The following is a 21,007-nucleotide window of genomic DNA, read 5'->3' as shown; positions in this document are numbered from 1 at the left end:
CCTTCGGGGCCAGCAACGTCACGGTGAGCTGGTGACGCGGCCACACTGTCGGCCGGGCACCGTCCACGCTGGAATCGAGTCATGTCCACGACACCGGTCATCGACGTCGATCGCCTCACCCTCACCTACGGGGATTTCCCCGCCGTCAAGGACCTCTCGTTCCAAGTGGAACGTGGGGAGCTCTACGCGCTGCTCGGCACCAACGGCGCCGGGAAGACCTCGACCCTGGAGACCGTCGAAGGCCACCGCGCGCCGACCTCCGGTGCCGTGCGGGTGTTCGGGAAGGACCCTCGTGACCGCGCCACCGTGCGGCCGCGGATGGGGATCATGTTGCAGGAGAGCGGGTTCTCCCCGGACCTGACCGTGCGGGAGACCGTCCAGCTGATCGGGCGGCTCACCGAGCGGACCGACGACACCGGGCGCGTTCTCGGCCTCGTAGACCTCACTCGCAAGGCCACCACGAAGGTGGGCCAGCTCTCCGGCGGCGAGAAGCGGCGGCTGGACTTCGCCACCGCCGTGTACGGGACACCCGAACTGGTCTTCCTCGACGAGCCCACCACCGGCCTGGACATCCAGTCGCGCGACGCCCTGTGGGCCGCGGTGGACCGGTTGCGCGAGGACGGCACGACCGTCGTGCTCACCACGCACTACCTCGAAGAGGCCCAGCAGCGCGCCGACCGCATCGGGCTCATGCACCGGGGCGCCCTGCACCGGGAGGGAACAGTCGCCGAGCTGACGCGGACCCTGCCCGCCACCATCCACTTCGGACTCCCCTCGCACGCACCCGTGCCGCCGCTGCACGCCAAGCGCGGGACCGACGGCCGGTTCCTCGTCGAGACCTTCGGCCTGCAGAAGGACCTCCACACGCTGCTCGGCTGGGCGCAGGACAACGCGGTGGAACTGCGCGACCTGGAGGCCGGGCCGACCCGGCTCGACGACGTCTTCCGCGCCATCAGCGCCGAATAGGCCATCCCCGAGAGAGGACACCTCCATGCTCCCGATCGCTCGTGGCGAGCTGATCCAGATCTTCCGCAACCGGCTCGTGCTGGTCACCGCCCTGATCCTGCCCGCCGCGCTCAGCGCGTTCTTCATCTACCGGCACGACGTGTTCGCCGCGGTGGGCAGCCTCGGCTACATCGCCTCGCTCGTGCTGTTCTTCGTGGTGGGGATCGGGCTGTACACCACCACGGTCACCACCCTGGCCGCGCGCCGCCAGAACCTCTTCCTCAAGAGGCTGCGCTCCACCGCGGCGCGTGACGTCGGCATCCTCACCGGGCTGCTGCTGCCGATCACCGTGATCTCGGTGGTCCAGATCGCCGTCATCCTCAGCGTGCTGGCCGTGGTCACCGGGACGCCCGCGAACCCGCTGCTGCTGGTGGTGGCCGTCCTCGCGACCGTGGCCATGATGCTCGCGCTGGGCCTGGCCACGGCCGGCCTGACGAACTCGCCCGAGCACGCCCAGGTCACCACCCTGCCGCTCAGCCTCGGCGTGATCGCGGTGGCCGGCTGGGTCGGCATCACCGGCACCGACCAGCTCACCCTGCTCAAGCGGCTGCTGCCCGGCGGATCGGCGACCGAGCTGGTGCTCGACGCCTGGAACGGCGGGGTCTCCGTGACCGACTCGCTGGTCCTGCTCGCACCCACCCTGGCCTGGGTCCTCGTCGCGGTCACCCTGGCCACCCGTCTCTTCCGGTGGGAACCGCGCCGGTGAACCCGGGAAATGCGAAGGAGATCGCCGTGAAGAACTGCGTTCATCCGTCATCCGGTGCCGTTAGGTGCCCCAGGAAAGGGAATCCGATGCGGAAAGCTGTTCTGGTCGCTTTCGCCGCCATCACCGCGGCGCTGGCCGTCGTGCCGGCAGCAGCGGCTGCGCCAGCGCCCTCGAACGACCTGAAATGGGGTCCCTGCCCGGCCGAGGTCAAATATCCAGACCTGGAATGCGCGACCCTGCGGGTTCCGCTGAACTACCAGGACCCGAACGGCCGGAAGATCGACCTGGCGATTTCCCGGCTGGCGAGCAAGAGCCCGGACAAGCGGCGTGGGGTGCTGCTGACCAATCCGGGCGGCCCCGGCGGCGCGGGCCTGGACTACCCGGGCGTGCTGACGCGTTCGGAGCTGCCGATGCCGCTGCCACAGAGCGTGCGGGACGAGTACGACGTGATCGGGTTCGACCCGCGCGGCGTGGGGCACAGCAGCCCGGTGACCTGCGACCTGACTCCGGAGCAGCGGGCGATCGGCAACCTCCCGTACGCGAAGGACTCGGCTGACGTGGTGAAGCAGGCTGAGGTCGCGAAGGCGGAGGCCAAGCAGTGCGCGAGCTCCAAGACCGGGTGGATGCTGCCGTACGTGACCACGGCCAATACCGCGCGGGACATGGACCGGATTCGGCAGGCGCTGGGTGAGTCCACTGTGTCCTACCTCGGCGCCTCGTACGGCACGTACCTGGGCGCGGTGTACACGACGATGTTCCCGCAGCGCACGGACCGCGTCGTCCTGGACAGCAACCTGGGGCCGGGTGGCTACGACATCGATGCGATGCGGGGCTTCGCGCGCGGCATGGAAGATCGGTTTCCGGACTTCGCGAAGTTCGCCGCGGCAAGCCCGAAGTACGGGCTGGGCACGACACCTGTGCAGGTGACCGCGAAGTTCCACGACCTGGCCGCGCGGCTGGACAAGGCGCCTGTCGCGCCGTTCGACGGTTCACTGTTCCGCTCGCTCACGTTCAGCTTCCTTTACGGCGACGAGGGGTTCGGGGCGCTCGCGGGAGCGTGGCAGTCCTTGGACAAGGGCGAGGTGCCGAAGCTGGAAGGGCAGGCGCCGACCACGGACAATCTCTGGGCCGCCCGGTTCTCCGTGATCTGCGGCGACTCCAGCTGGCCGCGATCGGTGCAGAGCTACCAGACGGACGTGGCGGTCAACCGGGTCCGGTACCCGATGATCGGCGCCGGCGCGGCGAACATCGCGGCGTGCGCGTACTGGCCTTCGGCTCCGGCGGAGCCGAAGGTGCGGATCACCGACCAGGGGCAGTCGAACGTGCTGATGGTGCAGAACCTGCGTGACCCGGGCACCCCGTGGGCGAATGCCGTCAAGCTGCGCGGCGCGTTCGGCGACCGCGCCCGGATGGTCACCGTCGACCAGGGCGGCCACGGGGTCTACGTGTTCGCCAAGAACAAGTGCGGCAACAACACCGTGACCGACTTCCTCGTCACGGGCAAGCGCCCCGCGCACGACACCTTCTGCGCCGCGGAAACACGCTGAACAACCCGATCAAGGGCCCGCGCCGCGAGCACCCCGCTCGCGGCGCGGGCCCTCGATCTCCCCGAGCCAGGCCATGCACACGGCGAGCTCGCGTCATGAGAACGCGCTGTCAGCGGCAAAGGGGGCGTTTGCAAGGTACGTCTCCGCGTGCGTCGGGCGGCAGACGGTGTGTGCGCAGGGCGTGGGCGAGGTCCCAACCAGTGGCGCGCTCTCGTTGCGTAGGTCCACTCCCGGTGGAATCGGTGGTTTCACGGATTGGCATCGGCGAGTTGTACCTAAAATCCCCATCTGATTGGCGCGACCAACCTCCGCGCGAGGTATGTGACTGTAGACACATCGCGCCAAATTAACACTTGACAAAGGAAGTCTTTTGGGGTCGAACTCCCTTCGTTGCCGTCACACTTTCGGCGGTATCTACAGCTGGCGAGGCGCCCCTAGCGTGGATCTTGTCGCTCATGGGGGAGCCAAATGGGGGTTGATTTGAGCTGGCGCTTGAAGGATTCAGTCCATTGTGCGCGTCGGCGACTTTCGCCGCCGACAAGTCAAGTCTGCTCTTGAGCCCAAGCCTCAAGGGGACATCGCGCTGCCCCAGGTGACGCGGGATTTTGGTGTGCCACTAGCGCCTGCCAGTGCCACCGCCGTGCGCGCGGGAGGGACTGGCCTCAGAGGGGAGGGTGTGCTGTGAACGGACATGTCCTGATCCATACGCACGGAATCGGGGAAATCGACTACAGCTCGATGGGCTGGAAAGAGCTCGCGACTGTCGAGCGGGCTGCTGCCGAGCAGGATCTGCGTATTCTGCCGAGCGTGTTCCTGGCCCGTGACTACCTCGGCGGGTTCCGTGACGTGCTGCAACACTACGACGACCACCGGGCGGAATATCCGCACATTCTGGGTTTCTCGGTGGAGGGACCGCTGTTGGGCAAGGTGGGCGGGGTTCCGCCCCGGGGAATCTGGTCGCCGGACCCGGAGGAATGGGAGTTCATCGCCGACCTGGGACGACTGGGCCTGAAGTACATCGTCATCGGGCCGGACGGCGGGGACCTGGACGACCGGCTGGTGGGCGGGGTCTCCTTCCGTGACGTCATGGACCTGTTCTGCGCCGCGGACGTACGGCTGGCGCTGGGCCACTTCCGGCACGACCACCCGCAACTGAGCGCGGACCGGACCGTGGCGGTGATCGACTACCTACAGGAGCGGTGCGGCCCCGGCGCCAACGTGGTGCTGACCGACCACCTCTACAACGACATGCCCAGGAACTTCCAGCACGCCTGGCGTACCGGCGAGGAACGGGCCCGGCGGGACGGTCTGCTCGCGGAGTTCCTGTCCGTGGAGTGGACCGACGACATCCTGGACGACCTGCTCGGACCCGTGCCCGCCGCCATCGTGCGTGCGGCCAAGGCCGACCGGATCATGCCGTTCATCAACTTCGACGGTGACCACGTCGACCTGGAGATCTGTCGGCGCACCCTGGACTACCTGGGCCCGCACCGGCTGATCGGCATCACCGACGACACCGAACGGCCGTTCATGGCCGGTGAACACCTTCAGTTGCGTGCGGGAAACGGACTGTGGTACCGGTCGGACGGTATCGTCGCGGCCGGCACCGGGTACATCGCAAAGCAGTGCGAGAACCTCAGGCGAATCGGTTATGGTCACGCGATCGAGTCATTGTTCCGGGACAACCAATTGCGGGCCACAGCGCCCCTGACGACAGGGCTCCGGGTGCGGTCTTGACCGAATGGACCAGGCGGGTGCCAACCGTCCGTGCGACGGCGATGCTGCTGTTCGGTGCCCTCGGCTGGCAGGTCGGGGTCTGGGCCGCGTCGCTGCCGTCGCTGGCCCGGGAGCAGGGGCTCGACCCCGGCGCGCTCGGCGGGCGGTTGGCAGCACTGGCCGCGGCCAGTGTGCTCGGAGTACTGGCCGCGGGACGCATCGCCGACCGGCGCGGTCGGCGGGGCGTCGCCGCCTGTGGCACGGCCCTGCTCGCGTTGAGCTACGCGTTGTTCCTGTTGGGGCCGTTGCCGTTGGCCTTCTCCTTTCCCGCTTTCGCCTGCTACGGCGTGGCCACCGGGCTGGTGGACATCGCGGCCAACGCGGTCGGCAGCGACCTTGAAGCCGCGACCGGCCGGAAGCTGATGGTCGGCCTGCACGCGGGTTTCAGCGGGGGAGCCGCGGTCGGCGCGGCCTGTGCTGTGCTGTTCGGCCTGGCCGGATACGGACACCACCAACTGTTCGCGCTGACCGTGGTGCTGATGCTGGCCGCTTGCGGCTTCGTACTGGTGGCCCGGTTCCCGCCACACCTGCGCACCCCACCGGCGGACGCGGCGGGCGCCGGTCGCCGGGTGTCGTGGCGCGGCCCGGCAGTGCTGCTGATCATCGTGGTGGGCACCGTGTGCTTCTTCGGTGACGGCGTGATGCAGAGCTTCGCCCCGCTGTACCTGAACCAGACGGCGGGCGCGGGCGTGGTGGGCGCGGCCGCGGGCGTCGCGCTGTTCCACTCGGCCTCGCTGTGCGGGCGGGTCGCGGCGACGCCGATGCTGCTGCGTGGCGGCAACGAGGTCGCGGTGCTCGTGGTGTGCGCCACGGCTGCCACGCTCAGCGTTGGGTTGGTGGCCATCGGATCCTCGGTCTGGCTGGCGCTGATCGGCATGGCGCTGGCCGGTCTCATGCTGTCCCCGGTGATCCCGATCGCCTACTCGCTGTTGGGCCGCACCGCCGGGAACTCGGCCGGGGCCGCCCTGTCCGTGCTCACCGCGTGCAGTTACGGCGCGTTCACCGCGGCGCCCGCCATCTCCGGGGTGGTGGCCGAGACCGTTGGCCTGCGCGCGGTTCTCGTGCTGGCCATCGCCTGCTACGGCTGCTGTGCCGTCATCACGTTCTTCGCGCGTCGCCGGATCTCCGCGCGCGCCCATCCGGACCCCAACCTTGATCCGAGCTCGAACCCGAGCCTGAGCCGACCGGCCTGAACTGCGGAGTGACCCGATGCCCAAGCCCGTCCGAGCTGTGATCTTCGACTTCTTCGGGGTCATCGCCTACGACCAGGACCCTGCGACCAGGGAGCGGATCGAGCAGGTCCTCGACGTCCCGGCGCCCACCCTGTGGCAACGCTACTGGCGATACCGGCGTGCCCATGACCTCAACGAGCTGGACGGCCGGGAGTTCTGGCGGGCGGTCGCCGACACCGAACTGGACGCGGCCACCACCGCCCGGCTGATCGAACTGGACGTGGCCAGCGCGTCCCGGGTCGATGACAGCGTGGTCGACATCGTGCGTGAACTGGGTGAGCAGCCGGTGACCGTGTCACTGTTGTCCAACCTGCCGCTGGACACCCTTCGCTGGCACCAGGAGCACACCCCGGTGCTCGCCGAGTTCGCTGACGTCCGGGCGTCCTGTCTGACTGGCCTGGCCAAACCCGACCCGGCGGCCTTCAACTCGGCGATCACCAGGTTGGCCGTATCGCCAGAAGAGGCGGTCTTCATCGATGACCAGGAGGCCAATGTGACCGCTGCGGCCGAATTGGGCCTGCATGCCGTGCGGTACCACCGCGGCATGGACCTCAGGTCCACCCTGGCCGCACTGATGAGCAGTTCGCCGTCCGAGAGTGTGCCGACGGTGTAGGGCGTGCTGCCCAGTCACGGTCGGTGCTACTGACCCAGTCCCTAGCGGCCCGGACTGGTGCCGACGCCGAGGCCGCCGCGGTGGCGGCCTCGGCGTCGGGCAGAGCCGTCTGGATGTACTGCCGTGGCATCGGGCTCTATTCTAGCGCTAGAATAGCGGTATGTCCTCCGCTCTGACCGATGGCGAGTTGACCGTGCTCGGGCTGCTCGTCGAACAGCCCCGCCACGGGTACGAGCTGGAGAGGGTCATCGAGGAACGCGGAGTGCGCGCATGGACGGCGCTCGGTTTCTCCTCCATCTACTACGTGCTCGACAAGTTGGCCAAGCGCGGCTTGATCGAAGCAACCAACGCCCCATCATCGGGAAAGTCGCGCGCCACCTTCCACGCCACGGCCTCGGGCCGTGAACTGTGTGCTGCCGCCTCGCGCGAGGCGCTGACGACGCTGACACCGATGCGCGCACGCGTGCTGATCGCGATGGCCAACAGTCCGGGCTTGCCCGATGCCGAGGTGGTGGCCGGACTGACCCGGCGCCTGGACGCGTTGCGAACCCAGCTCGCGGACGTGCGGGCGGCCCGTTCCCGGCAAGCCCCCTTGCCTGCGGCTGCCTCCGCGATCTTCGACTACAGCGAGGTCATGCTCGCGGCTGATATCGGCTGGACCGAAACCACGCTGGGCACACTGGCAAAGGAGACCGCGGTGGACAAGTACGACATCAAGAAGGCCCACCACGCGCTCTACTCGCCGCCGTCGAAGGAGTTCACCGTCGTCGACGTGCCCGAGCTCCGGTACATCGCAGTCGACGGCCGAGGTGATCCGAACACGGCCCCCGCGTACGCGAACGCGATCGAAGCCCTGTACGGGGTGGCGTACGCGCTGAAGTTCGCCAGCAAGAGGACTCTCGGCCGGGACTTCGTGGTCGGCCCGTTGGAGGGGCTGTGGCGAGCGGAGGACCCCACCGTGTTCGTCGCACGGCGCAAGCAGGCGTGGGAGTGGACCATGATGATCAGCCAGCCGGACTGGATCGCCGAGGAGATGGTCCAGGCCGCAATCGACAATGTCGCGAGGAAGAAGGACAACCCCGCACTCGGAGATCTTCGGCTGCACACCCTCCTCGAAGGGACCTGCGTGCAGATCCTGCACATCGGCTCCTACGAGGACGAAACCCCCACCCTGGACCGCCTCCACAACCACTACCTGCCCGACAACGGTCTCACCTTCAACGGTGACCATCACGAGATCTACCTCAGCGACGCACGTCGAACGGCACCCGCCAAGCTCAAAACGATCCTGAGGCAGCCCGTCAAGACCGCATAGCGAGCCGCCCGTTCGACGCGCGGTCAGCAGGAACACTCACCCGGGACGATGTGCTCGTCTCGGTCACACGGCCGCGCCGGGGCCTGGCAGCAGGTCGACGTCGTTTGCGTGCATCGGCTCGCCGCAGTGGGTGCAGCGCGGGTCGACACCGCTGATCTCGCCGCACGCGTGGTGGCGGTAGAGCACTGGCGGGCCGGCCTCGCCCGCGAGCCATTTGTCTCCCCAGCTGGTCATGACCATGAGCAGGTCGACCAGCTCGGCGCCCTTCTGCGTCAGGACGTACTCGTAGCGCGGTCGCCGGTCGTAGGGACGGCGGTCGAGCACGCCCTGGTCGACGAGGTGGTTCAGCCGCTCGGTCAGGACCTTGCGTGAGATCCCGAGGTCGGCCTGGAGCTGCTCGAACCGGGTGAGCCCGACCCAGACGTCCCGCAGGACCAGCGGCGACCAGGGCTCCCCGATGACGTCGAGCGTTCGCGCGATCGAGCAAGCCATTTTGCTGAAGTCCGTGCGCTGCATGGGACCAGTCTACCAATCGGGGTTCCCTTAGGGAACTTCAGGTGCTACGGTCACAGCGTCTCTTGAAGGAACTCCAGGGAGGATCGCGGAGATGGGCAAGGTCTTCAGCGCTCACGCGGTGTCGGTCGACGGGTACATCACCGGACGCGAGCCCGGTGCCGGGCGTGGGCTCGGCGACGGGACGATGCTCTTCGACTGGTACTTCGACGGCGACACGCCCAGCCAGGTGTTCGACGGGTTCAAGCTGAGCGCGCCCAGCGCCCGGGTCTTCGACGCCTTCGCCGGGCGCGTGGGCGCGATCGTGGCGGGCCGCAACACCTATGAGGACTCCGACCGTTTTGGCGGCGGCAGCCCCCACCCGGCGGCCCGGCTGTTCGTCCTCAGCCACCGGCCGGCACCGGAGTTGACCGAGCGGCAGACCCTCGTCACCACCGGCATCCAGGACGCGATCGCCGCGGCCCGCGAGGCCGCCGGCGGCAAGGATGTCGGTCTCATGGGCGGCGGCGTCGTGACCGAGGCGCTCAAGGCGGGGCTCGTCGACGAGGTGGTCCTCCACCAGGTGCCAGTCCTGCTCGGCGGCGGCCGGCCCTTCTTCCAGGCGCTGCCCGAGCACGTGCGCCTGCGCCTCGTCGAGGCCGTCCCGGCGCCCGGCGTCACCCACCTCCACTACGAGGTCGAGCGATGACCCTCGCCACCGGCCAGGTCACGCCGCTCGCCGACAACCACCGCCAGAACCCACACCAGGAGATGACCACGATGCTCGACCCCGATGTGCGCCGCGTGCTCGACGGCACCCCGATCGCCCACCTCGCCAGCGTCCTGCCCGACGGCGCACCCCACTCCGTCCCGGTCTGGATCGGCACGCACGGCGACCACGTCGTGATCCTCACCGGCCCGGGCTCCCGCAAGGCCCGCAACCTGCGCCGTGACCCGCGGGTCGCGCTCTCCCTGACACCAGCCGACAACCCGTTCCAGCCCGTCATCCTCCGCGGCAGGATCGTCGAGTGGCTCGAGGGCGACGCCGCATGGGAGATCGTCGACCGGATCTCGACGAAGTACATCGGCGGCCCCTACTCGCGCGAGGAGCAGCGGGTCGTCGCACTCATCGAACCCGACCGGCAAAGCGTGGGCTGAGGCGCCTCGGCCCATGGCGCCTCGCCGACCGGGACGGAGCGGGCTCCGGTCAGGCGCAGCCGAACGAGGTGAGTTTGCCCGGGTTCATCATCCAGAAGATCTGGTCGATGCCCTCCGCCGACGCCGCCACCGTGAGCACCGCGAACGTGGTGCCCTCACGTCGCAGCAGCACGGCGCTGTCGCCGTTGACCGTAGCCCAGGAAACCTCGACACCCTCCCAGAACCGTTCGGCGAAAGCGCGGACGTACTTGGCCACGGTGACCGAGCCGCGAACCGGGATGCGCGAGGCCCGCACCACGCCACCGCCGTCGGAGTAGCTCACCACGTCGGCGGCGAACAGTTCCTCCAGGGCGGCCAGGTCACCCTCTCGCGCGGCGGCCACGAACGCGGTCAGCAACCGGCGTTGCTCGGGGCCGGTCACGGGGGTGCGCCGCCCGTCGGCGAGCTGACGGCGCGCGCGGCTGACGAGTTGGCGCGCCGAGGTCTCCGTGACCTGGATGATCTCGGCGATCTGGCGGTAGGGGTAGTCGAACGCCTCACGGAGCACGTACGCCGCTCGTTGGGTCGGCGTGAGCTTCTCGAGCAGGACCAGCACGGCGACTTCGAGCGCGGAGTCCTGCTCGGCCCCCAACTGCGGGTCGGCTGAGGTGTCGACCGGTTCGGGCAGCCAGGGACCGACGTAGGCCTCGTGCCGTGCCCTCGCGGTCTGGCTGGCGTTGATGGCCAGCCGCGTGGTGGCAGTGGCCAGGTAGGCGGCTGGATTCAGCACCACCGACCGGTCACAGGCCTGCCAGCGCAGCCACGTTTCCTGCACGAGGTCCTCGGCGTCGACGGCGCTGCCCAGCATCCGGTAGGCGATGCCGAACAACCGGGGCCGCACCTCGGCGAACACGGCGGTCGCCTGGTCGAGATCCACGCCGGCGATTTCCGCCATGGTCGAGACGTCCTCCCGCTCGCGTGGCCGTACTGCTCATCGTGTCGACAACACGACTCACCTCGATCGTACTCGCGGGTACCGTCCCTGGTGATCACTTGCCCGATGGGGTGACAAGGGCACGGAGCCAGGCGCACAGCCACGACAGGATGGCCCCGTGCCGCTGCCTCACGTGAGTGGAACCACTGTGGTGAAAAGGAAAGCCGAGTCCTCCACTGCCTCGATCAGATGGGGCCGACCGGGCGGCGTCAAGGCGCTGCCCGGCCAGTTCGGCCTTGCTGCGCGACATCGTGTCGCTGTCCCCGTTGGGGGTACCCAGGGCTGCTTTCGTCTCCGGCGACGGTCCTCCGGACAGACCCGCTGTCACGAATCAGACCGTCGCTCGGTCCTAGTTGACCGTAGGGCGTCCCGGACCGGCCGGGCGCCGGTGAAAGGAGTCACCATGAAGGTCGTCGTGATCGGTGGGACCGGTCTGATCGGTTCCAACGTCGTCGCCAGGCTTGGCGAACACGGGCACGAGGCGGTGGCGGCAGCCCCCTCAACCGGGGTGGACACCATCACCGGGGAGGGGCTGAAAGAGGTGGTGCGGGGTGCCGACGTGCTGGTCGACGTGTCGAACTCGCCCTCCTTCGCCGACGAGGACGTGCTGGCGTTCTTCCGCACCGCCACCACCAACCTGATCGAGGCGGCGAAGGATGCCGGGGTCGGCCATTACGTCGCACTGTCCGTGGTCGGCGCCGAGCGGGCGCCGGACTCGGGGTACCTGCGTGCGAAGGTGGCCCAGGAGAAGCTGATCCGTGAGTCCGGGCTGCCCTACTCGCTGGTGCACGCCACACAGTTCTTCGAGTTCGCCGGCGCGATCGCGGACACCGCGACTGCGGACGGCGTCGTGACCCTGCCCAACGGAGGCGTGCAGCCGGTGGCCGCCGCCGACGTGGCCGCGGCCGTGGCCCGGACCTCGGTCGGTTCGCCGCTCAACGGGGTGGTGGAGATCGGTGGTCCCGAGGTGTTCGGCATGGACGGGTGGATCCGCACCGTCCTGGTGGCGAGGAACGACCCGCGTGAGGTGGTCGCCGACCCGAAGTCCCGTTACTTCGGCACGCTGCTGGACGAGAAGACCCTGCTGCCCGGTTCCGGTTCGCTGGTCGGTCAGACCCGGCTGTCGGAGTGGCTCGCCAAGTGACCCGCACCCGCGCGGGGTCACCGCACAGCGCTGAGCCGATCCGTCGCTGACGAAGGCTCAGATTCAGCCGACGGCAGCCAGACGGTGCCGATCAGCCGCTGGCCGAAGCGCAAGTGCCTGGGTAACCGTCACGGTGCGAACGGCGTCGCTGGCGAGGCCGGGCGTGGCCGCACTGGCGGTGTGGTGGGTGGGGAGCGGCGCCCGCGCCGGGATGGAACGGCGCGGGCGCCGCGGTCGGTGCCAACGCCCCGCCGCTGTCGCCCAGAGCTGCGGGTGGCCGCAGGGCTCGGGCGACATCGGGGGAGGCGGGACGTGGCACGGAGATGAGCGGCCCGCGGCAGGTGTGGCCGACGAAGGCCGTCACCGAGGTGGACGCCGGGATAGGCCGTGTGCGTCGGCATTCCCTTCCATTCCCTTCCGGCACCGGACGCATGAGGCACCAAGAGCCGGGGGTGCGGAGACAGTTGTCGACGGCGGCCGGTGTCCAGGGCGAAAAGTGGCCGCGCTCAGCCAGCCGATTTCTCCGCCGTACACACGGATTCCCCGTTGGCACGCCATCCCGGATCAATCCCCCAAAACCGAGCAGGAGACTTGTGCCTCCTGGTGCGTCACACAGCTTGTTACGCCTCCCGAAGATGGTCAAGAGAACTCTGATGGAAAAGACCGTTCGGCGTAACATGTGGATCAGGATATGCCCTGGTCATAGGTTTTTCCCCTGGTGGGCAATGGTAGTTGCAACGCTCACCACATTGACGTGGGTCGGGGTGCGTCAAGGATCTTGGGCGGGCCCGCTGAAGGTTGATCACGCAGCGATCGCTGCACGAACCTGGTTCTGCTTGCGGCAGAAGGAAAACTCGTTCGAGGTGCAGTGGGTGAATTCAACTCAGGACGCATGCCAACTGGAGAAGGCCCAGGTGGATGTCGGCGCGGCACCCGTGGCGTGTGCGCTGGCGTTTGAACTGGTGCAGCCAGGCGAAAGTCTGCTCGACTACCCAGCGGATGGCACCCAACCCGGAACCGTGCTCGGTGTTCTTCCGCGCGATGCGTGGCGTGATCCCCCAGGCGCGCAACGCTCGACGGTGGCCGTCCCGGCCAGCGCCGCACGGTCGTCGGCGGGCCGCCTGCCGGGGTACCGGGTTCGACGCGGCGGTCGGGCAGGCAGCAAGGGCCCGACCCGTTGCCACAACTCATCGGGCACCAGGCCCTCGATCACCGGGCCAGCATCACGAGCGACACGCGGTCACAGCCACCAGACACGCCACTCATTGTGAAACCAGTTGCCAGGAAAGACGCGTTCCCACCACTCGATAACAGGAATGGTCCGTCCAAAAGGTAGTAGGTTGGCGGTCATGGACTCCGACCCCGGCGAGGGAGCCGTCAACAACTCCGTCATCGGCAGTATGCATGGCGTCCAGGCCAGGGACATCCACGGTGACGTGCACATCGGCGCCCCGAAGCGCACGGCGGAGTGGCTGCGCGAGTACCTGAGTTCGCTGGCGCAGGCCGATGAGCGGCACGAATACAGCACGATCCTGGATGACGGTCCGCCGCTGGCGGACGTCTACGTCGAGCGCACCGCCGTACTGCACGGCACCGCCGACGGTGCGCCGATGGCGGCTGAGAAGCTGCTGGACGAGCACGACAGCCTCCAGGTGACCGGCGAACCCGGGGTCGGCAAGTCCAGCCTGTTGCGCCGGATCGCAGCCCTCGCGGCCAGGGACCCCGACCCGGGCTTCGTGCCGGTGCTGATCACGGCCAACGACCTGGCGACCGCGAACTCCGTGCAGGAGGCACTGGTCGCCGGCACGGTCCACAAGACCGACCAGGTACTGGACTCCGGGCAGCTGACCGAGATGTTCCGTGAACCGCCGCTGCCGGGCGGGCGCTGGCTGGTGCTGGTCGACGGCCTGGACGAGGTCGTGGACCGACGTGGCTGGGAGAAGGCACGGCGCCGGATCCGGGAGAGCCGCAAGCGCCCGCAGTACCGGTTCGTGGTGGCCAGCCGGCCGACCGGTGGTGGCGTCAACGAGACGGCCGATGAGCGGGAGCGCTATCCCACCTACACGATCCTGCGATTCACCGACTCGAAGTGGATCGAGTTCGCCACCAGGTGGTTCACCAAGTACGGCCTGCCCGATGCCGGGGCGAGGGCCGCCGAACTGCTCGCCGAGGTGGACCGGACCAAGCTCGGCGACCTGACCCGGATCCCGCTGACCGCGTCGATGATCTGCCTGCTGCACCTGAACAACCCGGAACGGAGGCTGCCGGACAACCAGTCGGAGTTGTACGAGCGGTTTGTCGCGCTGCTGCGGTCGAAGTTTCCGGAAGTCGACATCAGAGCGCAACTGCATGAGGCGCTTTCGCCCCACGGCAACGAGGCAGTCGCGGCGGGGGAGCACCTGTTCGCCCACGTCGCTGAGCTGATGGAGTACCTGGCACACGAGGATCAGACCAAGGGGCACGCCGGCACAAGCGAGGAGTTGGTCACTCGCGCCATGCGCTGGCCGGACGCCGGCCTCCCGCCCCGGGTGGCCGACCCGGACTGGCGATACGTGCTGGAGAAGGTCATCCAGGCCACTGGGCTGATCACCGTGGAGCCCACCGGCAAACTCGTCTACCTGCACCCGACGATCGCCGAGTACCTGGCCGCCCGGCACATGTTCCGCAGCCGACGCGGCGGTGGCCCGCTGGCCGCCTGTTTCGCGTTGCGAGCGCAGACGCAGTGGCCGTGGCCGGACCTCAACGTCAAGGTGTTCCTCGCCGCCAACTGGGGCCGTGATCTGAACCTGGCACTGAGTTGGCTGCTGACGCCGTGGAACCGACAGCACAACGCGGGTTTCGTCGTGGAGTTGGTCCGGCACGGCGTCCCGGTGGACGACAAACTGCTGGCCAAAACCGTGACCGTGCTGTGCTCGATGATCACCGACGTGCGGTTGAAGTCAGAACCATGGCGTAACGCCGTCGAATGGTTGCGCCAGTTGGACCCCGGCGAGCTGCGGACCCGGGTCTCGTCCTTGGTGGCCACTCCGAACCTGCCGACCGACCGCTGGTTCGAGGCGGTCGGTTCCCTGCTCACGTTGGGCTGGGACACCGCCGAGGAGCAGATCGCCCGGTTCCTGACCAATTCCCAGGTTGATCAGCACGCGATCAGCACGCTGGCTCGGCAACTTGACCGCAAGCATGCCAAGGAGGGCTTCGATCTGCTGGCTCGGCTGGTCCGGACGACCACTGGCGAGCCAGGAAACAAGCTCGCCAAGGCGATGCTGGAAGTGTTTCCGGAGCGGGGCGCGCGGGCGCTCGCCGAAGAACTGAGGACCACGGCACCGGACAGCGCTGGCTGGGAGGACAAACTCGTCCTGCTCGACCTGCACGCGCCCCAACTGGCCCTGGACGGATGGCTCGCGTTGCTGCGTGCCTCCACATCAGCGCAGATGCGGCAGGAGGCGCTGGAACGGTTGGCCGAACAGCCTCCCGACCACGTCGCCGAGATGATCCGCGAAGTGGCTGAGGACGAGGGCCTTGCCGGCGATGTCCGGGTTGACGTCGCTGTTTTCGCCGCGGACCGCCTCGGCGACAGTGGCGCTCTGCTCGCTGGACTCGCGATCGGCGATATCAAGCCGGTGCCGAAGGCCAGGGCGTGCGCCGAGTGGGGCGCGCGCACCGGTGAGACGGCCGAGGCGGTCCGCCGAATCCGCGAGATCTACGACGGTCTTGCGAAGAGGTCCGAGAGTCGGTTCGTGGTGGCGACAGCGCTGCGAGTGCTCAGCCCTTCGGACGCGTTCACCTTGCTGCGCGAGGAGATCATCGACGGAAGCCACAAGCCCGACGTCCGTCTTCGGGAGCTGAGCTCGTTGTCCGCGTGGGCCACCGCATCGCAGCTAGTCGAGGTAGCAAACATGGTGATCAACACCTGGCCCCCTGCTGACGCGATCAAGGCGCTGGCGGTGTTCGGGCGGAAGAACCGAGCGGGGGCCGCCCAGCGGCTGCGCACCCTCGCCGGACGGCGCAACCTCAACCCCGACATCCAACTGGCTCTGGCCAAGACGTGGCGGGAGCTCGACCGCTCAGCGGCCGACGAGCTGCTGCGCAAGCTCGCCGACAACCCTCGCGCCTCCTCGAGCGTGCGCTGGCAAGCCAGGGCGCTGCTCGACTAGGGGTCTTGGTCGCTGGCTGCGAGCAGGGCTGTCACGAGTTCCGCGACAAGCGCGGCCCGCCGGGGCATTTCAGCGATGAGCGCGTACTCGCCTTCCGCGTGTGCGCATGCGCCGACCGCGCCCAGCCCATCGAGGGTGGGGATGCCAAGTGCGGCCGTGGTGTTGCCGTCCGAAGCGCCACCGACTGTGGTCGCGGTCAATTCGGCGAGCCCGAGTGTGCGGGCGGCCCGCTGCGCGAGGCGGAACAGTTCGGCGGACTGGCTGGGTTCCATCGGCGGGCAGTCCGGGCCGCCGGACACTCGGACCGACGCGCCGGAGCGGTACGGGATCAGCGCCCGGATACGCGTGTCGACGGCACGCTGTGCGCGCAGAGTCGGGAAGCGCGCGTCGATGTGAACCAGCGCTTCGGCGGGAATGGTGTTGGTGGTCGTGCCAGCGCGGGCCAAGGTCGGCACGACCGTCACCTCGCCCGCGCTGAGCGCCGCGATGTCGCGGACTTGGTCGGCGAGTTCGAGCAGGGCGTTGATCCCGTTCGCGGGATCCAGGCCGGCGTGCGCGGCCCGGCCGGTGACCGCCACCTGATATCTGCTGGCTCCCTTGCGGCCGGTCTTGAGCGCGCCGTCCGCGCTGGGTTCGAGGACCAGTACCGCGCGCGATCCGGCCGCGGCGCGTTCGATGAGCGCGCGCGAGTCCGGTGAGCCGATCTCCTCATCGGTGTTGAGCAGCATGCCGCAGCCACGCGGGGCACCGATGGCGTGCAGCGCGTACCAGCCCTGCACCACTCCTGCCTTCATGTCGAAGACCCCGGGTGCGCTGAGCGCATGCTCGGTGCGTTGCGGCACCGGCCAGTGGGCGAGTGTTCCGGTCGGCCAGACGGTGTCCAGATGACCGAGCAGCAGTACCCCGCCCGGTTCCGGCGCCCACAGCAGCGCGGGTCTGCCGTGCTCGACGATCCGCTCGGGACGCCGTCCAAACAGGACTGACCCGAGTTCCTCCGCCAGATCGGCCACCGCGTGCTGCGCGGTCAGCGAGTCCGATGGCGATTCGATGCGACACAGTGCGAGCACGTCGCGCACCATGTCCTCGGTGCGCCCGGTCAACTCGGCGAGCAGGTCGCTGCTGGCCGGTGTCACGGCTGGATCACCGTCCGGGCCGTGGTGAGTTCGGTGACCACCTCGGGTATCGGGTCGATCCCGATACCTGGGCCGGTCGGTACCGCGACCCGTCCGCCGGTCATGGTGATGGGCTCGGTGAGGTCCTGGGCGTAGTAGCGGTCCGAGGCGGAGATGTCCGAGGGCAGGGTGAAGTTCGACAGCCCGGCGAGCGCGAGGTTCGCCGCGCGCCCGATTCCGGTTTCCAGCATCCCGCCCGCCCAGACCGGGATGCCGGCCGCGGCGCACACATCGTGGATCCGGCGCGATTCGAGGTAACCGCCCACCCGGCCGGGTTTGATGTTCACGATGGCGCAGGCGCCGGTGCGGATCGCCTCGTACGCGGCCTGGGCGGACACGATCGATTCGTCCAGACAGATCGGCGTCCGGATCACCTTGGCGAGTTCGACGTTCCCGGCGAGGTCCTCCTCCGCCAGCGGCTGCTCGATCAGCAGCAGGCCGAAGGTGTCGAGCTGCGCCAGGTGGCGGGCGTCTGCCCTGTGGTACGCCGAATTGGCGTCCACCTGCAGAACGATGTCCTCGCCGAAGCGTTCTCGCACGGCGGCGACCGGTGCGAGGTCCCAGCCGGGTTCGATCTTCAGTTTGATCCGGGCGTAGCCGGCGTCGAGGTACTCCTCGACCGCGTCGAGCAGTTCGGGAACGGTGTCCTGGATGCCCACCGACACACCGGACACGACCTCCGTCGCGGTCGCCCCGAGGTACTGGCTCAGCGGCATGCCCATGGCGCGCAGCTCGGCGTCGAGCACCGCGGTTTCCACCGCCGACTTCGCCATTCGATGCCCGCGTACCGGGGCGAGCAGCCCGCCGACCGCCGCGCCGCTCAGCTCGTCGGCCGCGAACAGCCGGGGCAGCAGGTGGTCACTGATCACCTGCTGGGCCCCGTCGAGGTATTCGCTGGAGTACAGCGGGCTGTCCATCGCGACGCACTCGGCCCAGCCCTGCGCTTCGGCGGTCTCCACCCGGACGAGCAGCACGTCCCGGTTCGTTTCGACCGCGAACGAGGTGCGAAATGGTGCCACCAAAGGCATCGTCACCCGGATCAGCTCAACCGCCCTGATCTTCATCGCGTCTCCGTCCCGCACTGGGTCCGCGGCGGTGCCAGTACGCACCAGCCGTCCTCGGTCATTGCCGTCCAGCGGTAGCCGGCCGCCAGCCGGGGCGCCATGGCCGTGCGCAACGCGACGCGCCAGGCGAGCACGTGCTGGGAAGCGACCACCGCCGGCAGCCGCAACCGGACCGCGCCGTCACCACCACCGCCGGTCTGCCGAGGCTCACCGTGTTCGCCGATGTCGAGGATCCGCTCGGCTTCGGTCGGTACGGGCGGGCGACCACGGTCCAGGTCCCACCGCATCAGGACCCGGTCGGTCGGTACCCCGGCGTTGAGTGCGTCGTCGATTGGCCCGTAGTGGTCGACGAGGTAGGTGTGTCCCACCGCGCCGAGGTGGTTGATGTTGAAGACCGCGTTGCGGCGCTGAAGCGGATCGAAAGTCCAGCTCATCCGGGAGATACCACGCTGGAGGCACCAGTCCCGCTGGTGGTACTTGATCGCGCTGCCCACCCCGCGGCGGCGCCAGTCGGGGTGCACGCCGACCATGTGCGAGTGCAGGCGTACCGGGTCCTCGGCGGAGCGGAAGCCCACCGCGCCGCCGACCAGCGACGGCCCGGCGAACACCCCGAGAACCATGCCGCCCGCGTCGCTCATCGCCCGCAGCAGATCCAGTGGCATCGGGGCGTCGCGGGCGCCCCAGACCAGTTTGAACAGCGCTAGCAGCTGTTCGAGCTGGCCCAGCTCCGTCAGATCCGACACCTCGTGCCGGGCCAGGTCCGTCGTGGTGGTCATGCGATCAGCATGCCCGCGAGGCTCGCCCCGACCTTCGTTGCGATCGTCAATCGCGATGACTGCGTATTGATGTCGGCAACAAGTGAGGGTCGGCTGCGAAGGACTCACGCGGCCGGACTGGCGGTCATCGGGGCGCGTGCGGTCCGACAGCGGAGCGACCCAGTGGAGTCCCGTGTCGGGATTGATGGGGGTAACAATATCTGCGGATAGATTTTGACGTACGCAACAAGAGGCGTCACTGTGGCGCGCCGCACACTGTGCCGATCAGATGCCTGGCCGCTCTCGTCCGTGCCGCAAAGACAAACGGGCGTGACCCAGTTGGCGGGTCCCCCCTGGGGACGGGCGCCCCCAGCTTGGATCGGTTAGTGGAGAACTGGAGACTGCCATGACTGAACTGGCCCCATCCGATATCGCGTCATCGGCACCGAGGCCGGGGAAACGTGCGCTCGGCGTACTGTCATTGGTCGGCATCTTCTTCTTCACGGTATCCGGAGGCCCTTTCGGGCTCGAAGCCTCCGTCTCCAGCGCCGGACCGGGCATGACACTGCTGATGATCGCCTTGGTGCCGATAGTTTTCGGCGTGCCGAACGCGTTGGTGGCCGCGGAACTCAGTGCCGCCATACCGGTCAACGGTGGCTACTACTACTGGACCAAGATCGCGCTCGGAAGTTTTCCGGCATTTCTGTTCGGAATATGGAACGCAATCGGCGCGGTGTTGAACCTCACGCTCTACCCGATTCTCCTTGCCGACTACCTGGCGACCTGGCTGCCCGACATCGCCCGCGGCAAGGGTTGGGTCATCTTGTCGTTGTTCAATGGCGGCTTCGTTGTGGACCTGCACTGGATCGTCACTGTCGCGTTTGTGCTTCCGCTGGTTTACCTCAACTATCGCGGCTCCAAGGTGGTGAGTGACTACTCGGTCGGGATGATGGTGCTGATTCTCGCCCCGTTCGCGATCCTGGCGGTTATCGGCATCTACCATGCGATCAGCAGTGGGATTGATGTCACTTCACCCTTCACGATTCCCGGTCACAGCATTCACTCGTCGGTGGCCGGCGCGCTCAGTGTGATCGTGTGGCTGTACCTCGGCTTCGACGGCCCGAGTACCGTGCTGGGCGAGGTCGCCGACGCGCGTCGGACCTACACCCGAGCCCTGGTCATCTCGGTTCCGCTTATCATCGCCGCCTACCTGCTGCCCACGATTGCCGCGCTCGGCAGCGGTCTGCATCAGGGTTCGCCCGGCGACTGGGTTCAGGGCGACTTCATCGTTGTCGGCGATATCCTGGGCGGAAGCTGGCTCAAGGTGCTGATTTCCGTAGGCTCGGCACTGTCTCTGATCGGCCTGTTCGCGGCGATCCTCATGGTGAGTACCCGGATCCCGCGTGCGCTTGCCGCGGATTCATACCTCCCTCGTTGGTTGGCGCGCGACAGTAAACGATTCAACACGCCGGTTGGCGCTCTCCTGACGAGTGGCACTATTGTCGTGGTTCTCTCCGCGGCCGATTTCGGTTCGATTTTGCGAGCCACGGTGCTGCTCACGCTGTCATCGATCTTGCTCGAATTCGCGGCTTTCCTTGTCCTTCGCTGGCGGTACCCGTGGATGCGTCGGCCGGTTCGGGTCCCCGGTGGCTGGCCCGGCGCTGTTCTGGTAGTCGCGCTCCCCACCGCGATGGCCGTGTATCTCGCGTGGAGTACGGCCGTCAATGAGACTGCTACGTTCGTCACGAGTCTCGCGGTGGCACTCCTGGGCGTGGCGCTGTACCCACTGTGTCGCCGATTTGTCAAGGCTGGTCGGCCGGACGCGGAAATCGACCACTCCAATGTCGACCTGGGGCCGGACAGGTACGCGAAACCCAGCTCGCCGGAGGCGGGAGTTTGAT

General features: G+C 68.2%; 17 protein-coding genes and 1 pseudogene. 12 read left to right on the top strand and 6 right to left on the bottom strand.

The window, feature by feature from the left end; all coding sequences use genetic code 11:
- Positions 1–81: 81 nt before the first annotated feature.
- The 7 genes from KALB_RS28270 to KALB_RS50110 all read left to right on the top strand — a co-directional run bounded on the left by KALB_RS28270 (position 82) and on the right by KALB_RS50110 (position 8,194).
- Positions 82–966 (top strand): ABC transporter ATP-binding protein, encoded by an 885-nt coding sequence (locus KALB_RS28270; RefSeq protein WP_025359050.1) that lies wholly within the window; start codon positions 82–84, stop codon positions 964–966.
- A 25-nt stretch (positions 967–991) separates the two neighbouring features.
- A complete protein-coding gene (locus tag KALB_RS28265) occupies positions 992–1,711 on the top strand; it encodes an ABC transporter permease (protein WP_025359049.1) in 720 nt (239 codons plus the stop codon).
- An 86-nt stretch (positions 1,712–1,797) separates the two neighbouring features.
- The gene (locus KALB_RS28260) at positions 1,798–3,258 is read left to right on the top strand and encodes an alpha/beta hydrolase (RefSeq protein WP_025359048.1); all 1,461 of its coding nucleotides are present in this window, start codon (positions 1,798–1,800) and stop codon (positions 3,256–3,258) included.
- A gap of 807 nt (positions 3,259–4,065) precedes the next feature.
- Entirely contained in the window at positions 4,066–4,995 is a 930-nt protein-coding gene (locus tag KALB_RS28255; protein WP_025359047.1) for an amidohydrolase family protein, read from the top strand.
- Positions 4,996–5,012: 17 nt separating this feature from the next.
- Positions 5,013–6,227 (top strand): MFS transporter, encoded by a 1,215-nt coding sequence (locus tag KALB_RS28250; protein ID WP_148309697.1) that lies wholly within the window; start codon positions 5,013–5,015, stop codon positions 6,225–6,227.
- 16 nt (positions 6,228–6,243) lie between these two features.
- Positions 6,244–6,879 (top strand): HAD family hydrolase, encoded by a 636-nt coding sequence (locus KALB_RS28245; protein WP_042220863.1) that lies wholly within the window; start codon positions 6,244–6,246, stop codon positions 6,877–6,879.
- A gap of 193 nt (positions 6,880–7,072) precedes the next feature.
- Complete coding sequence (locus tag KALB_RS50110) at positions 7,073–8,194, top strand: GyrI-like domain-containing protein (protein WP_338033821.1); 1,122 nt, start codon at positions 7,073–7,075, stop codon at positions 8,192–8,194.
- A 63-nt stretch (positions 8,195–8,257) separates the two neighbouring features.
- Here the strand turns inward: KALB_RS50110 and KALB_RS28235 are convergent, their stop codons facing one another.
- Positions 8,258–8,710 (bottom strand): winged helix-turn-helix transcriptional regulator, encoded by a 453-nt coding sequence (locus KALB_RS28235; RefSeq protein ID WP_025359043.1) that lies wholly within the window; start codon positions 8,708–8,710, stop codon positions 8,258–8,260.
- 91 nt (positions 8,711–8,801) lie between these two features.
- On the opposite strand from KALB_RS28235, the gene KALB_RS28230 reads away from it, so the two are divergent.
- Together KALB_RS28230 and KALB_RS28225 are read left to right on the top strand one after the other, a co-directional pair.
- Positions 8,802–9,395, top strand: coding sequence for a dihydrofolate reductase family protein (locus tag KALB_RS28230; protein WP_025359042.1), 594 nt, complete (start codon positions 8,802–8,804; stop codon positions 9,393–9,395).
- Positions 9,392–9,844, top strand: coding sequence for a PPOX class F420-dependent oxidoreductase (locus KALB_RS28225; protein WP_476703247.1), 453 nt, complete (start codon positions 9,392–9,394; stop codon positions 9,842–9,844). Before KALB_RS28230 ends, KALB_RS28225 begins: the two co-directional genes overlap by 4 nt.
- 49 nt (positions 9,845–9,893) lie before the next feature.
- Here the strand turns inward: KALB_RS28225 and KALB_RS28220 are convergent, their stop codons facing one another.
- Entirely contained in the window at positions 9,894–10,778 is an 885-nt protein-coding gene (locus KALB_RS28220) for an RNA polymerase sigma-70 factor (protein WP_025359040.1), read from the bottom strand.
- 442 nt (positions 10,779–11,220) lie between these two features.
- On the opposite strand from KALB_RS28220, the gene KALB_RS28215 reads away from it, so the two are divergent.
- On the top strand, positions 11,221–11,961 hold the full coding sequence (locus tag KALB_RS28215) for an SDR family oxidoreductase (protein ID WP_025359039.1): 741 nt from the start codon (positions 11,221–11,223) through the stop codon (positions 11,959–11,961).
- Between the two features lie 878 nt (positions 11,962–12,839).
- On the opposite strand, the pseudogene KALB_RS28210 reads toward KALB_RS28215, so the two are convergent.
- A pseudogene (locus KALB_RS28210) lies at positions 12,840–13,043 on the bottom strand (transposase); the annotation flags it as partial.
- A gap of 267 nt (positions 13,044–13,310) precedes the next feature.
- Here KALB_RS28210 and KALB_RS28205 point away from each other — a divergent pair.
- Positions 13,311–16,115 (top strand): NACHT domain-containing protein, encoded by a 2,805-nt coding sequence (locus tag KALB_RS28205; RefSeq protein WP_025359038.1) that lies wholly within the window; start codon positions 13,311–13,313, stop codon positions 16,113–16,115.
- Here the strand turns inward: KALB_RS28205 and KALB_RS28200 are convergent.
- The 3 genes from KALB_RS28200 to KALB_RS44345 are packed head-to-tail and all read right to left on the bottom strand — an operon-like array spanning position 16,112 to position 19,127.
- Positions 16,112–17,194 carry a M20/M25/M40 family metallo-hydrolase gene (locus tag KALB_RS28200; RefSeq protein WP_035967414.1) on the bottom strand — a complete coding sequence of 361 codons (1,083 nt, stop codon included), beginning with the start codon at positions 17,192–17,194 and terminating at the stop codon, positions 16,112–16,114. The two genes, KALB_RS28205 and KALB_RS28200, sit on opposite strands and share 4 nt — an antisense overlap.
- Positions 17,195–17,244: 50 nt before the next feature.
- Complete coding sequence (gene menC, locus KALB_RS28195) at positions 17,245–18,351, bottom strand: o-succinylbenzoate synthase (protein WP_025359036.1); 1,107 nt, start codon at positions 18,349–18,351, stop codon at positions 17,245–17,247.
- Positions 18,348–19,127 (bottom strand): GNAT family N-acetyltransferase, encoded by a 780-nt coding sequence (locus KALB_RS44345; RefSeq protein ID WP_025359035.1) that lies wholly within the window; start codon positions 19,125–19,127, stop codon positions 18,348–18,350. Before KALB_RS44345 ends, menC begins: the two co-directional genes overlap by 4 nt.
- 385 nt (positions 19,128–19,512) lie before the next feature.
- Between KALB_RS44345 and KALB_RS28185 the strand changes: the two genes are divergently transcribed.
- Positions 19,513–21,006 carry an APC family permease gene (locus KALB_RS28185; RefSeq protein WP_081789566.1) on the top strand — a complete coding sequence of 498 codons (1,494 nt, stop codon included), beginning with the start codon at positions 19,513–19,515 and terminating at the stop codon, positions 21,004–21,006.
- Position 21,007: the final 1 nt, after the last annotated feature.

Origin of the sequence: Kutzneria viridogrisea DSM 43870 (assembly GCF_000525635.1) — a bacterium.
Classification (GTDB): Bacteria; Actinomycetota; Actinomycetes; order Mycobacteriales; family Pseudonocardiaceae; genus Kutzneria; species Kutzneria viridogrisea.
The sequence above is the reverse complement of the archived record's forward strand: the minus strand, read 5'-3'. Positions and strand labels throughout refer to the sequence as shown.

Bases quoted from the DNA above. Each gene is read 5' to 3' on its own strand.
- KALB_RS28270 (WP_025359050.1), top strand. From the start codon at position 82: ATGTCCACGACACCGGTCATCGACGTCGATCGCCTCACCCTCACCTAC.
- KALB_RS28265 (WP_025359049.1), top strand. From the start codon at position 992: ATGCTCCCGATCGCTCGTGGCGAGCTGATCCAGATCTTCCGCAACCGG.
- KALB_RS28260 (WP_025359048.1), top strand. From the start codon at position 1,798: ATGCGGAAAGCTGTTCTGGTCGCTTTCGCCGCCATCACCGCGGCGCTG.
- KALB_RS28245 (WP_042220863.1), top strand. From the start codon at position 6,244: ATGCCCAAGCCCGTCCGAGCTGTGATCTTCGACTTCTTCGGGGTCATC.
- KALB_RS28235 (WP_025359043.1), bottom strand. From the start codon at position 8,710: ATGCAGCGCACGGACTTCAGCAAAATGGCTTGCTCGATCGCGCGAACG.
- KALB_RS28230 (WP_025359042.1), top strand. From the start codon at position 8,802: ATGGGCAAGGTCTTCAGCGCTCACGCGGTGTCGGTCGACGGGTACATC.
- KALB_RS28225 (WP_476703247.1), top strand. From the start codon at position 9,392: ATGACCCTCGCCACCGGCCAGGTCACGCCGCTCGCCGACAACCACCGC.
- KALB_RS28220 (WP_025359040.1), bottom strand. From the start codon at position 10,778: ATGGCGGAAATCGCCGGCGTGGATCTCGACCAGGCGACCGCCGTGTTC.
- KALB_RS28215 (WP_025359039.1), top strand. From the start codon at position 11,221: ATGAAGGTCGTCGTGATCGGTGGGACCGGTCTGATCGGTTCCAACGTC.
- KALB_RS28205 (WP_025359038.1), top strand. From the start codon at position 13,311: ATGGACTCCGACCCCGGCGAGGGAGCCGTCAACAACTCCGTCATCGGC.
- KALB_RS28200 (WP_035967414.1), bottom strand. From the start codon at position 17,194: ATGGTGCGCGACGTGCTCGCACTGTGTCGCATCGAATCGCCATCGGAC.
- menC (WP_025359036.1), bottom strand. From the start codon at position 18,351: ATGAAGATCAGGGCGGTTGAGCTGATCCGGGTGACGATGCCTTTGGTG.
- KALB_RS44345 (WP_025359035.1), bottom strand. From the start codon at position 19,127: ATGACCACCACGACGGACCTGGCCCGGCACGAGGTGTCGGATCTGACG.
- KALB_RS28185 (WP_081789566.1), top strand. From the start codon at position 19,513: ATGACTGAACTGGCCCCATCCGATATCGCGTCATCGGCACCGAGGCCG.